Below are 15,141 nucleotides of genomic sequence, written 5' to 3' on the forward strand. Positions count from 1 at the left end.
AAATCACAAAGTTATGTAAAAGAACGCTTTAATAAACTATTAAATATAAACTCTATTGAAGTAGTTGGCTAATCATCCGTTGAATACGATTGACATTTTTCTCTATAAGATGTATATAAGTAGTCAACGATTTATCTTCCGGCAAACGCTCCTTAAGTTGTTTCAATGGGTCAACAACCAAAGTAAGAGGTGTTTTAAGGTCATGCGAAATATTGGTGAAGAAATTGATTCGAGCCTGAGTAAGCTTTTTCATATTTTGCTCCTTGAGCTGCTCCATCTCAAGCTGGTTTTTGAATATTTTTTTATTGGTGAAATATCGCCAGATAAAGTATACTACGCACAACAATAATATGGAGTAGATGATATATGCCCACACAGACAAAAAGGGTGATGGTTTCACCACAAAATGCAAAGCCGAAACCTGATCGCTCCACAAGCCATCGTTGTTGGCTGCCTTTACTTCAAATATGTAGTCACCTTCGGGCAAGTTAAAGAACTGTATTGCTTGTTGTCCCCGGGGCAAAAGATTCCACGTATCCGAAAGTCCAAGCATCCTGTACGCATACTGATTTTTTTCGGCATGCAGATAACTATTTGTCGAAACGCATATTTCAATATTAGATTGGTTATGAGATAATATTATTACATCATTATCATCTGCGGAATAAGATAACGTAGATATATGTTTTTTCAACGGAGAGTTTTTTGTATTGGGAACAACTATCTCGTTATTGATTAGCAAATCTGTAAAAAAGACTTTTGGCTGTTGGTTATTATATTTCACCTCGCTTGGCTTAAACATAATAAAGCCGTCAGTTCCTCCAAACAACATTTCACCCTTCGATGTTTTATGGCATGCCCGCACATAAAATGCTCCGCAAAGACTGGGATTGTTGATTTGAGATTTATTTATTTTTTCCGCTTTATAGTCGTAATAATACAATCCATCGTTGGTGCTAAACCAAATATCCTTGGAAAAACTATCTTCTAATATACCGAAAACCGTTTTCCCGTACAAACCGTCCTTCTCTGCAAAATTTGTATAATTGCCATTCTTGCTCAACTTATTTACACCGCCACCGCGAGTTCCAAACCAGATATCCGAATCGGAAGTGATGCAGTACGAGCAAAGATTGTTTACTGAATAAGGGGCATTCTCTATGTAGTAATGTTTTACGATTTGCCTGGTACTAACATCCATAATATAAGCTCCATCGTGAGTAACCAACCACAGGTTATTACCTTTGTCACGAAACAATGTTTCGATATGCATCCTCACACGATTTCCTTTAGTATCCGACAAAGAAACAATTTCTATCGAACCTTTCTTTATATCTTTATACATCAACTCCGAATCGGGATCTGTCAGCCAAATACCCGAATCACCTTCCAATACAAAATCGTAGATACTTAATTGCTTCGATGTTATGGGATGATACATCAACAAGTCGACAAAACGGCGTTGTTTATCATCAAACCGTTCCATTCCTCCGTTGAATGCCGAAATTTGCAAGGTATTACTTCTACTATCGTATCGCAACTTCTTTATCATATTTGAAGTTATACCCGTCTTGTTTTCTTGTGTATAGTATGAAAATTTGTCGGTATTCCTATCCCAATAGCTCAAGCCGCCTCCTTCTGTTCCTATCCATAAATTTCCATCTTTATCTTCTTCAAAGCAACTTACGATAGGATGATTTAAGCCTTCCGGCATCGCCTTGAAATAATTTACATTATTATCAAAAAACGTCATATAAGCCAATTTTCCCCCATATGTACCTACCCACACACCGCCATCAGGATCGGGATAAACAGACCACACCGAATTGTTTGGCAGGGAATAGGCATATTGTAAATTAAAACGGAGCAGGCGCATTTCCCACATAAGTGGATCTAACAGAAAAAGTCCGGATTGTGTAGCTATCCATATTATGCCCGAAGAATCGAGATAGAGCATCTTCGTGCTTGTCGTTTTTCCATATTCCAGAGATAAACTGTGATGCTTTACAACTGCACCATTGCCATCACATTGATATAGTCCATCCATATGTGTAAGAATGTAGACAAAACCATTATATTCCAAAACATCCCTTATCACAAAATTTTTATCGCCCAATGTAGAAAACAAACTATATTGCTTAGTTTCTTTATTCAATTTATATACCTTTCCATTCAATGCTACATAAATATTGCCGTTACTACGCATCAACGCTAATGTCGGTATAACAATGTCAGAATCGGAAGGTAAAGGATAATGAATTACGTTAAACGGCTGGTCGGGATGAAACGACTCTATTTTGTTATTCCTGATCATCCATATAGTTCCATCATCATTAGACAGAACCGCACCTATGTTGCCTTCCGAAATGCGTTCAAATTTTTGAGCTTGATAATTGAAACGCAACAATCCATGATTAGTGCCAACATACAATCGTCTCGAATTATCTGTAATAACCTGTCCGTAGTTCCAGTTTGAGCTTGGTAAAAGTTTTGTTACCAAATCGTTCATTTGCACAAACGAATTGCCATTATACACAAACAACGCATCATATCCACTAAACCATATCCGTCCTATACTGTCTTTTGCAATACTGTGTATACCTCCGTAATAAGAGGTTTCGGGCATAATATGAAATCTATAATCCGATATATTTAAGGTAAACCCGAAAACAGGAAATAAGAAAGATAGTAGTATAGTAAGTAAAAACCTCATATTTTTCAGGGATTGAAAGTTTGATACTTCTTCGTTAACGTTCGAAATGACAAAAAATGAATAAAGTTAAAAGTCGTGACGACTTTTATAGCTGCTACATGCAAGGATATAAAATCAGTTGATAAAGTAATGATCTGGCTATACGTTCTTGTCCCTTGCTATTTGGATGAAGACGATCGTAACCCGAGTCGTAAAAATACATCACTTGTTCTTCTACCATCGGATTCATACCCGTAACAGCATTTAAATCAACAACAGGGATTCCCCATATATTACCGGCATCTTTTATCGCTTGCACATAAGCATCAACATATTCTCCACACCTATTCTGATAGCTTTCATCGGGTTGAACATTTTTTTCGCCAAAATCGGCAAAAGAACGATGCAAAGGTGTCAGCAGCACTATTTGCTTATCAGGAAATAATTTTTTCAACTGCCCTATACCTATATTAATACGACCTCTATACGTATTCTTGTCCATAATAGGTGTGCGCCTTTTGCGAACAACCAATTTTTTAGGTTCTCCATGTGCAGCCATTACCTGTTCTTCACTTTCAGAAAACCACTCGCCAATAGGAACCCCGTGATTATAATCGTTGGTTCCCATAAACACCAAAATAGCGTCGACATCGTTGCCATGATCGTTGTGCAACTGTTGAGCCTGAGCCGGCACATTGTCCCATTGCCTACCACTCACACCATATACATAAGGAGTAATATCCAACCATTCTTGCAAAAAAGACCAATACTTTTTAATCTTGTCTCCATAACTATTCGGATCGGTCAACGAATCACCGATAAATCCAACCCGTTTTCCTTGCCACGAATGTTGAACACAGTTGTCTCCGTTCGTTTTTTTTTCTGAGGCTTGTTGCCCATACAAGAAAAATGGAAAAATAAGCAAATAGATAAGTATTGTAAATTTTAGATTATTCATTTGGAGTTTTTATTGTATTTAAGGTTATCGAGATATATCCTTGTCTTGGTCTTGCAAAAATAAGAAAAATATTGAATGTATCAGAGTTCGAATTTACTCTTATTTCTTAAAATATAAAACCAAACAAGCATTTTTTATTGCAAAAGCATTATTTAACAGCTTCTTTACTACTAAAATTATCTATATCTTTAAAACATCATTTCTTATAAAACAAACGAGCCCACTTCAATATTCGAAGTAGGCTCGCACACTCTTTTAATTAATCATGCGAATCAGTAATTGAATATAGATGCTTCGCATTGCTCAGCAAGACAAATCTTTCGGGCAGAGCAGAGCCCTGTCCCTACAATAATAATTTGTTGCTAGTAGGGGCGTAAAATTTTACGTCCGAAAAGAAAGATTATATGCGAGGGTGAATCTTTCGGGGCTATGTCAAAAGTCTTTTCTACCCCTAATCCCCTAAAGGGGACTTTTTAAACAATTGATAATCAATACACCCCTTTAGGGGCTGGGGGGGTGTTTTCTGAAATTTGGAACTTTTGACACACGCCCGAATATCAGGGCGAATGTTTATTCGCCCCTACAATCGTTATTATCGAAATTGATTGAACTATTTCACAATCTTTTCACTTCTTACATTGCCTTCCTGAGTTTCATAGCTAACAATGTACATTCCCGCAGGAAAAGACGCAGTATCAATCCTATCACTTGTCAAGTTGCTTGTTCTGAACACACAATTCCCATCAAGCGAAAAAATAGACACATTTTTCAACGGAGCATTAGCTATCGTTATATAGTCTGCAAACGGATTTGGATAAATTCTAAAATCTGCCGCAGCTTCCTGATCGCCTATGTCCAAAGATATTTTCTTTACGGTCAGCAATGCCGGTTTATTGGGCGATGAAGAATCAATGGACGGAAACCTGAACAATCCTGTTCCTCCGCTTTTTACTTTCAGGCGAAATGTGGCTTTTGTTGCACCTGCCTGTATCTGCTCCTGAACCCAGTCGGTAACATCCCAACTTATGAACGATCCTAGTTCAGATTTTTCAACCGTCGTTTCTGCGATAGGAGTAAAATCAGTGGGTTTAGTTGCCCAAGTCATTGTTGCATATTCTTTAAGGTTACCCGCAACTTCAATCAAATGAGATTCGATAGGAGGATTGCTTACCGAATAAATCAAATTACCAAAAAACAACCTCAGCATCACCATATCGTCCGATTTAATCAGATCGTCAAATTTGAAAGACACGAATGCCTCACGGCTATAGTTGTCTGTTGTTGAAGTTTTCAGCTCAAGAGAATCGGCATCCATGTAAGTTTTACTTGTATTGGCGTTATGCACAAAAGTATCGAAGAATGGTGCGATATTTTCCTGTGCAAAAGTTATTACGGCACTCCCCGATACCGTGCCCTGAGTAGAGGCATTGCTCACTTTTGTTGGTTCTACGGTAACGGTCTGCCCCTGAACAATGTCTTCTATTTTTACAAGTAACGGACTCTGATTGATGTCTTTAATTTCATATTCCTTACCATTTATCTCGTAAGTCAGATTCCAAGGCGAAACTCCCGTGAAAGCAAAGCTGGCATAGGCTTCATCTTCATCAATTATAATACTGTTTTTTGCTGTTGCTCGAACGGTTACAGGTATTTCACCCATTATCTTTTCCATCTCTTCTATAAATATAGAAGCCATTTTTTGTTGTATATACTGCCCTTTCCCTCTCAGTGGATGCCATCCGTATATAACACCGCCTATGTTTTCCGTGTCACCGGCATATTGTCTACTTGGCTGCACTTCACCCGAAGCCACATCTTTTCTTGAGAAGCCAATATTCTCGTCCCACTTCACCAACGGTAGATTCCATCTTTCGGCCAAAGTACGTATTGCCGGATTGTATATTGTGCGAGAATCGTGCCAATGCGTACAAAGCATAATCAGGGCAGGCTTGCCATTTTCCAGTCCAAAATATTTAGATGTAGGATCATCTTTCAGTTTGAGACAGTCGTCTTTGTATTTTTTTATCACATAATCGTAAGCTATCGGATAATTTGTAGAGATTGCACTATATGTATATTCCGTATAATCGTCTTTTATCCATTCTGTATTTGCAACATTCTGATTATGAACGTGCATAATCACAAAAACATCGGTTTCTTCCAGTTCGGCCTTTGTGTAAAATGTTCCGTTATACATTCCCATAGCCGTTTGCAAAATGGCCTGTCCCGAAACAGATTTATTAATGGGTTTTGCGTCAAAAGCCTCACATCCAAGCTCGAACCATCCATTTTCTTTCACTGCAAACGACGCCCCTGTGAGCATAAACGTATGCTTTGTTTGTGCGATAATACCAACTGTTGATAGCAGCAGTATAAATAGTAATATTTTCTTTTTCATGTTATTATAACTTTATGTTTATATTTTCGATTATCATTATGAAACCGTCTAGACTTTTTCGTTTTATTCAATTTTGTCATCCTGAGAGTATCGAAGGATCTGTTTTTTAGATGTTTCACTACGTTCAACATGACAAAAACTCAAAAATTAAGTATAATTTAAAAAGTCTAGATGACTTCTATATTAGTTGTTCTTGTTTCTTCTTCGGCCAATGTTATTAATTCAATATTTTTATCGTAATACTGGATTTTACATCACCGGAAGAAGCCGCATTATGCAGAATGAAATCGTCATTTTCCACAACCCAACTTCCTGTTTTTTCGTCATAAAAAGCAAAGTCTTTCACCTCAACGGTCATGTTCACCACCTTGGTTTCGCCTGCTTTCAGAAACACTTTATCAAAACCTTTCAACTCTTTGGCAGGGCGCATCGCCGATGGGCTCTTCTGACTCATATAGAGTTGAACACTTTCTGCGCCATCCACTTTCCCTTTGTTGGTTAAAGTAAAAGAAACCCTAACCGATTCATATTCAGAATACTTTTTCTTATCAGTAGAAATTTTCCCATATTCGAAAGTTGTGTACGACAATCCGTAGCCGAAAGGAAATAATGGCGCTATTTTTTTTGTATCGTGCCAACGGTATCCTACCAGAATATCATCCAGATAGTACTGATTTGTTCCATCTCCCGGATATGATTTTTCGCCTAAATAATGAGCGCTGTTATCTTCCAGCTTTTTGGGTATCGAGAATGGTAATTTTCCGGATGGATTAGTGTTTCCGGATATGATATTAGCAGTTGCAGTTCCGGCTTCCGAACCCAGATACCACGATTGCATCACGCCGTCTACCTTATCCAGCCAAGGCATTGAAACTGCATTACCGCTCACGATAATAACCCCGGTATTTTTATTTACTTTCAACAATTCGCCGATCAGTTTGTCCTGACCAAATGGCAAATCCATATTCAGCCGATCGTCACCCTCGCAATCCTGATGTTTATTTTTGTTTAATCCACCAATAAAAATAACGACATCGGCACTACGAGCCACCTCAACCGCCGCGTGCAACAGAGAATCGGCATCGAATGGCGATGGCAACACATTATTATAATCGGGAGCACCCGACGCATAGCCCATGCTATACACCACATTTTCAGTCCCATACCTATTGATTATTCCCTGCAAAGGAGACACTTCCTCTTTTGGTTTCAATTCGGACGAACCTCCACCTTGTGTTAGTTTCTTTATAGCGTTTTCACCAATCACCGCAATTTTTTTGTACTTGCCTTCCAGTATTGGGAAAAAATTATTCTCGTTCTTCAACAAAACAATGCCCTCTTCTGCAACACGGATTGCCAGACTTTTATGCTCCGTAGTCAACTTACGACCATACGTACGGCTCCTGTCCATATTGGTTCTGAAATTGAGAAGAAGAATACGACGGACTTTTTCATCAACCAACGATTCCGGCAACTCGCCACTTCTTATCTTATCGAGGAAAGGCGTTGCCAGATAGTAATTATCGTAGGCCGAACTTACCCCCCACGTCAAACCATTAGTCCACGATCCCATCTCCAGATCTAAACCATAACGAGCAGCCTCGTCCGTGTTATGAGCCGATCCCCAATCGGTAACCATCACACCGTCGAATCCCCAATCGGTTTTCAGTATTTTATTTATCAGAATCTCGTTGTGCGAACAATATTGGTTTTTATACTTATTGTATGCGCCCATTACGGCCCAAACATTTCCTTTTTGCACTCCGGCTTTGAAAGCGGGGAAATATATCTCGTTCAGGGCACGGTCGCTCACAACCACATTTATCGTATCCCTCCATTTTTCCTGATTGTTCAGCACAAAGTGCTTCATGCAAGCAGCCACACCATTTTTTTGAACTCCCTGAATATACGGGACAACCATAGCTGAAGTCAGATAGGGATCTTCTCCCATATATTCGAAGTTACGTCCGCTAAGAGGTGTGCGGTAAATATTTACACCCGGTCCCAGAATTATATCTTTTTTGCGAAAGCGGGCTTCCTCACCTAGCGAATAGCCGTACCGATAGGCCAGATCGGGATTGAAAGTAGCGGCAAGGCATGTCAGCGCAGGATATGCCGTACACGAATCGTTTGTCCATCCCGCATGCAACCAATCGTCCCAATCAAATTCCATACGAACTCCGTGAGGGCCATCGCTCATCCATATTTCAGGAATACCCAAACGGGGGCATCCCGGCGTACTGAACTTGGACTGAGCATGACACATAGCCACTTTTTCTTCCAGCGTCATCCGCGACAAGGCATCTTCAATACGGTCTTTTATAGGTTTACCCTCATCTAAATAGACAGGTACTTCCGTCTGAGAATACAGATTCAGCAATAAACCAACCGAGAAGATTACCGATATAAGGAGTTTGTATCTTTGCATAATTCCAATACTTTGTGTTTTATATAGTTTCCTTTTGATTTTTCCTAGCTTTTCCTATCCAGTTTTCCACTTGTCAGAATGCGGGGACTACTTGCAAATTCGGCAAAGTCTTCACTTGCCGGATGTCCCGGAACCGGAATGTGATAATACTCCTCTATGTTCCACGCATTGCGACCGAAAAGGATATAACTGATTTTATGTTTCGAGATAACGGGTTCGACTATCGACGAGAAAAAATTTGATAGTTTTATGCCTTTCAATCCCGTATCTGTCAATGCAGTGATCTTACTATGTTTCTCCGAAAATTTTGAGGCAACATCCAAACTTTTATCCAGATCTTTCTTGAAAATGCTGCCATCCGAATCATCATTCAGGTCGAGGTATAAGTTAACTCCCACAACATCCACGTATTCATCGCCCGGATAATATTCCGAAATGTCGGATTCGGACGAAGGCGCATATACAGAATAGGCATAAAGAACATGATGTATACCTTTGTTGCTCCTGAGATAATCGACTGTCATTTTCCACAATTCTTTGTACTCGTCTGCTGTATTATTCCTCAGGTTCCACCACGAATCGGTAGTTGCGGGAGAGTCGAATGGCCTGAAAATTACGGGGATGTAGTTTCCGTTTTCGTCTTTCAGTTCGAGGAAAAAATTTGCCAAATGGTCTAAATACGATATGTATGTGTTATGATTTTCATTTCCGGGCAAAATGGATGCAACAACACCCTTGCCTGTTATATCTTTTCCTGCGGGATTAGCCACGCTCCAATTGAAAGTTGTAATCCCATTCATTTTATTCACTTTTGCCACATATTCCTTTATTTTCGCAAAAGGAACGGAGTCTGTGTTCAGTGCCGAATTTACTTCCACCTTGCCCAGATTCCACCCCACAACAGCCGGATAATCGCCACAAACGCTTTTCACATCCGATCTTCCGGCTTCTCCATACCACATATTTCCGTATGCCAAGGCATCCTGATGCCCCAACATAACGCCTTCATTCATTCGGGCATGAAGTGTTGTATAAAATTCCTGTAAAGATGACGAGGCTTCCTTATCCGAAATATTCCGAGCCGGTTTATCCCTGTTTTTTTCCTCATTACACCCGAAAAGGATTGAGAGCAATATTGATACTAAAAAGATACGCTTCATAATTTTTTTTAGTTTTATCCATCCACCCCAAAAAACAAGATGGCTGAGTATATTTTTTTCTTTCGATTTTAACTTTCAAATTTCACCACTCACCTGTTCCGTCGGGCAAGTATTGGATTACACAATTTCCAACAATTCAAAATTATACCATATCTCCGGCAAAGGCTTGCATATAAAACATTAGTCTTTTCACCTGTGAGCGGCATGTTGCATAAATGTTGCAAAAGATTAAATTTATGTAGCATTGCTTTTGTTTAACAGGTTTCGGCGAAAAAAACCACTATATTTGTAGTAACCAGAATGAAGAGAAATACAAATTTTAGAAGGGCCTTATTCATTATACTATGAACAGAAGAATACTATTACCGTTAAGATATTTTTTCCTGTTGATCACTCTACTGTCATGCACGATGGCAAAAGCCGGAACCGACAGGTTTTTTGATTCAAACTACAGGTTATCAAACAGCCATGTAAACAATGTATATCAAGACAAGAAAGGATTTATCTGGGTGTGCACCGAAAATGGATTGAATGTTTTTAACGGAACCAACTTCAAATCATACTTTCACAGATCGGGCGACACCACCTCTTTAATGAACAATTCGGTACTAACCGTATTGGAGGACAAACAAGGTAGTTTCTGGGTTGGCACTACCGGAGGTATTCAGCTATTCGACAAAGACACCGAATGTTTTTCCAGTGTTTCCCTGTCCTACACCAATATCACGGATTTTACGTATATCAATTGCATCATCGAAGACAGCAAAGGCAACATCTGGTTCACAACCAGCCGGTCGGGCATAATATGTATTAAGGCCAAAACGAAACAGCCTGTCTACTACATGCAGACAAACAGTAACATTTGCAGCAACAAAATCAATGTAATATTCGAAGACCGCTTTGGCAATATATGGATTGGCTCGCAAGACAATGGAATAAGCGTGCTGAATGCAGACAACCATTCCATTATCAATTATTCGCACGACCCCAACAACCCTAATTCGATATCCAGCAACAGGATTTTTTCCATCATCGAAACATTAGACGGAAGGATACTTGTCGGGACCATAGACGGAACCATCGACGCTTTCGATTATTCAACCCGCTCTTTCAACAGAAATTATATACCCTCCACAGAGAAAGTCTTCACGATGAAGATTGACAGTAAAAATAACCTGTGGATAGGTACGGACGGAAAAGGCCTGAAATGCTACAACTTCAAAGACCAGACATCCTATACCTACGAATCGGAATTGACAAACCTCGACCTCAGACAGGCAAAAGTGCACAGCATTTTCGAAGATGTTCAGGGGAATTTATGGGTTGCATTGTATCAAAAGGGAGTACTTATGATTCCCCGAAAAGAAAAACTGTTCTATAATGTCGGCTTCAATCCATTCTACCCAAACAAAAATATCGGTAACGAATGTGTTTTGAGTGTGATTGAAGATCAGAACAAAGATATATGGCTCGGAACCGACGGAGACGGCATATACAGGCTCGATGCAAACAAAGAGGTGAAACAGCATTATCTGGGAAGCAAGTTGCCCGACAAGGTAGTTCTTTCTCTCTTCGAAGACTCAAGAAAGAGAATATGGGTAGGTACATATCTCTACGGACTTTTTCTCTACAATCCCGGAAACGACAGTTTCGAGAAAAGAGAGCTGATACATAACGGAATAGATGTAAAACACATCAATTCGATAACGGAAGATAAGAACGGGAATCTCTGGATAGGAACAAATGAGAACGGCGTATGCGTCTATAATCCGGAAACTAAAAGCACTTCATTCTTTGTATACGACCTGATGAAAGTGAAAGATCAATTGCTCAGCAACTCCGTTCACACCGTTGCCTTCGGCTACAACGATATGGTCTGGATAGGTACAAGTGGCGCAGGGCTCAGTTGCTACAACCTTAAAACGAAGAAGTTTACAGATTATACGCAGGAAAACGGGAAACTGAGCAACAACAACATCTTTGCCGTGAGTATCGACAAAACAGGCGGGATATGGGTTGGAACCAATTGGGGACTAAACTACATTGACCCCAAAACAGACGAATCTATTCAATATTCAGAAAAAGACGGTTTGCCCAATGCTGCTGTCAGCGGCATAGAAGTAGACAAAGATAACAACCTGTGGATAAGCACTTTCATCGGATTATCGCACTACAACACAAAAGATAAAACATTTACCAATTATTATACATCCGATGGTTTAATAAACAATGAGTTCAGAAGAGGTGCTTATTTTCAATCACATACGGGTGAAATTTTCTTCGGTGGAATAAACGGGCTCACGTCGTTCGTTCCTTTCGACAAGCAATCGGAACATGCCTTGTCTAATCTGGCTTTCACCGACCTGTTTATCTACAACGAACGTGTCGGCATCGACAGCGGCAAGGATGCCATACTCAGCAAGTCGATCGACGCATCGTCCGAAATCAGGCTAAAGTATAATATGAAAAGTTTTTCCATCAGCTTTGCTGCGTTGGAATACAACTATCCCGACAAGGTTATTTATCAGGTGAAACTCGACGGATTCGAAAACAACTGGCGCACGTTACCTCATGGCAGCAATCTGGCAACGTATACCAATCTTGAACCCGGCACATACGTATTCAATGTAAAGGCATCATTACCCAACTCTACCTCTATCGAAAGGAGTATAACTATCTACATAGCCCCTCCCCTCTGGCTGACATGGTGGGCAAAAATCATCTATTTCCTTATTTTTCTGGGCATTGCATATTTCGTATATATGAATATCAAAAGCAGGATGCAAAAAAGGAAAGAAGATATGCAAAAACAGAACGAAAGTGAAATTATGCAATCGAAACTTCAGTTTTTCACCGATATATCTCACGAAATACGCACTCCTCTGACACTAATTCTGACTCCCGTTGAGCAACTGATAAAAGATACACCCGAAGGCAGCCTGAGGGATACATATAAGCTCATAGATCAGAACGGGCAGCGGATACTCCGCCTGGTGAATCAGGTCATGGAAATGAGAAAACTAGACAGGGGTCAGGTGAAACTTCAAACGGAAGAGACTGACGTTAAAGAGTTTCTGCAAGAGATTACCAGTTCGTTCAAATATATAGCGCAGGAAAAAGAAATAAACTTTACGCTGAATATCAAGGACAACCTGCCAACGGTTTGGATAGATCAGGAAAAAATGGACAAGGTTCTTTTCAATGTTTTATCCAACGCATTCAAATATACCCCGAAAAACGGAACAATTACTATTGATGTGGATTCGACAAATACCGATCTGCAAATCAAGGTTATAGATTCCGGCTGTGGTATTCCCAAAGAGATGCGTCAACTTGTATTCAACCGGTTCTACCAAGTACCGGACAAAAACAACAGCAACGTGATGGGCACGGGTATCGGACTGCATCTGTCGCGCAGTTTGATGGAAATACATCATGGAAAAATATTTGTGGAAGACACCGACCACATAGGTTCTGTATTCACTATATTATTGCCTCTGGGCAGAGCTTATCTGAAAAGTTCGGAGATTCGTGAAGAACGTTCGGCACAGAGCTTGGCAACATTGGTTCAGCCGTCTTTGTCGTCTTTCATTGATGATGAAAAAAGTTCGGAAACAACCTTCTCCGGAAAAAGCAGGTATAAAGCCAAACTGCTTATAGTGGAAGATGATCAGGCCATTAAGAACTACATATCGGGCGTATTGAGTAATGATTACCAGATAATTGAAGCGGAAAACGGACGCATCGGACTCGAAACAGCCATAAAGGAACAGCCCGATTGTATCATCACCGACGTCATGATGCCTGAGATGGACGGAATAGAAATGTGCGACAAAATAAAAAAGAACGAAAAAACAAGCCATATTCCCGTGATTATTTTAACCGCAAAAACCGCAATAGAACAGCGTGTAGAAGGGTTGCAGGTTGGTGCGGATTCGTACATACCCAAGCCGTTCAGCATAGAACACCTGAGAGTCAGGATCAGCAAACTGATAGAACTAAGACGGGTGATGAAGGATAAATATGAGGGCAGATTTGAAATAAAACAAGAAGACCTGAATATAAAATCGGCCGACGAAAAATTCCTCGAAAAGCTGGAAAGCATTGTCAAAAACAAAATGGCAGAGCCTGAACTTTCTGTGGAAACAATCAGTCAGGACATCGGGATAAGCCGTTCGCAGCTGCAACGGAAATTAAAACAACTGACAAACCAAAATCCGAGCGATTATATAAAAACAACACGTCTCCGGCATGCGGCATGGCTGCTTTCGACAAAAAACCTGACAATTTCGGAGGTTACGTACGCAACCGGATTTTCGTCTTTGTCTCACTTCTCCAATAGTTTTAAAGAATTCTACGGAATGTCGCCCAGTCGCTATATGGAAATAAACAGTGGAAAAAGAGAAGAAATGTAGTTCAGATGCACAGTGCTACAAATATTAAAACCTTGGCTACATTTTCTTAACGGCAATCACATCCCTAAAACAATAGGAGACTATGTTATAAACGAGAATCCTCGATCCGTCGTATTTTTGTTGTAGTAACTATAAACTATAATGTAAAAGTAAAAACCATGAAAAAATTATTTTCCGCTATTGCACTGATGGCATTTTTGGGTTCAACAATCAATGCACAAGAAACCGTAGTGGTACCTATGCCCTGCGGATACTCCAAATTGGTGTTCAACGACGAATTCAACAAAGACGGTATGCCCGACGATTCGAAGTGGGGATATGAAGAAGGATATTTGCGCAACGGAGAAAAACAATACTATACAGTAAAGAGAAAAGAAAACTGTTATCAGAAAGACGGACTTTTAAACATTGTGGCACTGAATGATAGCGCTGTTATCGACGGTAAGGTTTGTCCTGTTACTTCGGCAAGCCTGCTCACAAAAAATAAACATTCGTGGACATATTGCAGGGTTGAAGTTCGTGCAAAACTACCCATGTGTTTAGGAACATGGCCTGCTATCTGGATGATGCCCAACAACGACAAATACGGAAGATGGCCTAAAAGTGGCGAAATTGACATAATGGAGCACGTTGGTTACGAACCCAATAACGTACATTACGCCCTGCATACAGAGAAGTATAATCACATGTTGAACAATCAGAAACGCCATACAGAACCTTGCAACACTTCATATTCCGATTTTCACGTCTATGCTATGGAATGGCATCCCGACAGGATAGACTGGTTTCTTGACGGAGAAAAAAAATACACTGTCGTAAATGATGAAGATGTATGGGAGGCATGGCCATTCAACCAGCCATTCTACCTGATACTCAATTTTGCCTTTGGAGGCGGATGGGGAGGCCACGCAGGAATCAACATGAACGGATTGCCTCAAACATATCAAATAGATTACGTAAGAATTTTTCAATAACGGATATTCTTCATATAACCGTCAGGAGGGGGTGATGTCCCAAAAGTAAGATTGCACTATCAAAGTGTTCCCATCGTTGTCATTGAAATTTACTTTAAACACACCTTCCGTTACCC

At 40.0% G+C, this 15,141-nt stretch carries 7 protein-coding genes; 2 read left to right on the forward strand and 5 right to left on the reverse strand.

Going from position 1 to position 15,141, the window contains the following annotated elements:
• Positions 1 to 52: 52 nt before the first annotated feature.
• The 5 genes from D0T56_RS10905 to D0T56_RS10925 form a co-directional block, all read right to left on the reverse strand.
• Positions 53 to 2,713, reverse strand: a complete 2,661-nt coding sequence (locus D0T56_RS10905; protein ID WP_255491158.1) for a two-component regulator propeller domain-containing protein — start codon at positions 2,711 to 2,713, stop codon at positions 53 to 55.
• Positions 2,714 to 2,807: 94 nt separating this feature from the next.
• Complete coding sequence (locus tag D0T56_RS10910; protein WP_163320190.1) at positions 2,808 to 3,650, reverse strand: SGNH/GDSL hydrolase family protein; 843 nt, start codon at positions 3,648 to 3,650, stop codon at positions 2,808 to 2,810.
• A gap of 610 nt (positions 3,651 to 4,260) precedes the next feature.
• Positions 4,261 to 6,048 (reverse strand): DUF5040 domain-containing protein, encoded by a 1,788-nt coding sequence (locus D0T56_RS10915; RefSeq protein ID WP_163320191.1) that lies wholly within the window; start codon positions 6,046 to 6,048, stop codon positions 4,261 to 4,263.
• A 217-nt stretch (positions 6,049 to 6,265) separates the two neighbouring features.
• Positions 6,266 to 8,476, reverse strand: a complete 2,211-nt coding sequence (locus D0T56_RS10920) for a glycoside hydrolase family 3 C-terminal domain-containing protein (RefSeq protein WP_163320192.1) — start codon at positions 8,474 to 8,476, stop codon at positions 6,266 to 6,268.
• A 44-nt stretch (positions 8,477 to 8,520) separates the two neighbouring features.
• Complete coding sequence (locus D0T56_RS10925) at positions 8,521 to 9,636, reverse strand: glycoside hydrolase family 26 protein (RefSeq protein ID WP_163320193.1); 1,116 nt, start codon at positions 9,634 to 9,636, stop codon at positions 8,521 to 8,523.
• A 410-nt stretch (positions 9,637 to 10,046) separates the two neighbouring features.
• On the opposite strand from D0T56_RS10925, the gene D0T56_RS10930 reads away from it, so the two are divergent.
• Together D0T56_RS10930 and D0T56_RS10935 are read left to right on the forward strand one after the other, a co-directional pair.
• On the forward strand, positions 10,047 to 14,051 hold the full coding sequence (locus D0T56_RS10930) for a two-component regulator propeller domain-containing protein (protein ID WP_163320194.1): 4,005 nt from the start codon (positions 10,047 to 10,049) through the stop codon (positions 14,049 to 14,051).
• Between the two features lie 158 nt (positions 14,052 to 14,209).
• Entirely contained in the window at positions 14,210 to 15,025 is an 816-nt protein-coding gene (locus tag D0T56_RS10935) for a family 16 glycosylhydrolase (protein WP_163320195.1), read from the forward strand.
• Positions 15,026 to 15,141 lie beyond the last annotated feature (116 nt).

The sequence above is a fragment of the Dysgonomonas sp. 520 genome (genome assembly GCF_010501095.1).
GTDB lineage: Bacteria > Bacteroidota > Bacteroidia > Bacteroidales > Dysgonomonadaceae > QVMP01.

What these genes read in the sequence shown, in the direction of transcription:
- D0T56_RS10905 (WP_255491158.1), bottom strand. Translation starts at nt 2,713, where the DNA reads ATGAGGTTTTTACTTACTATACTACTATCTTTCTTATTTCCTGTTTTC.
- D0T56_RS10910 (WP_163320190.1), bottom strand. Translation starts at nt 3,650, where the DNA reads ATGAATAATCTAAAATTTACAATACTTATCTATTTGCTTATTTTTCCA.
- D0T56_RS10915 (WP_163320191.1), bottom strand. Translation starts at nt 6,048, where the DNA reads ATGAAAAAGAAAATATTACTATTTATACTGCTGCTATCAACAGTTGGT.
- D0T56_RS10920 (WP_163320192.1), bottom strand. Translation starts at nt 8,476, where the DNA reads ATGCAAAGATACAAACTCCTTATATCGGTAATCTTCTCGGTTGGTTTA.
- D0T56_RS10925 (WP_163320193.1), bottom strand. Translation starts at nt 9,636, where the DNA reads ATGAAGCGTATCTTTTTAGTATCAATATTGCTCTCAATCCTTTTCGGG.
- D0T56_RS10930 (WP_163320194.1), top strand. Translation starts at nt 10,047, where the DNA reads ATGGCAAAAGCCGGAACCGACAGGTTTTTTGATTCAAACTACAGGTTA.
- D0T56_RS10935 (WP_163320195.1), top strand. Translation starts at nt 14,210, where the DNA reads ATGAAAAAATTATTTTCCGCTATTGCACTGATGGCATTTTTGGGTTCA.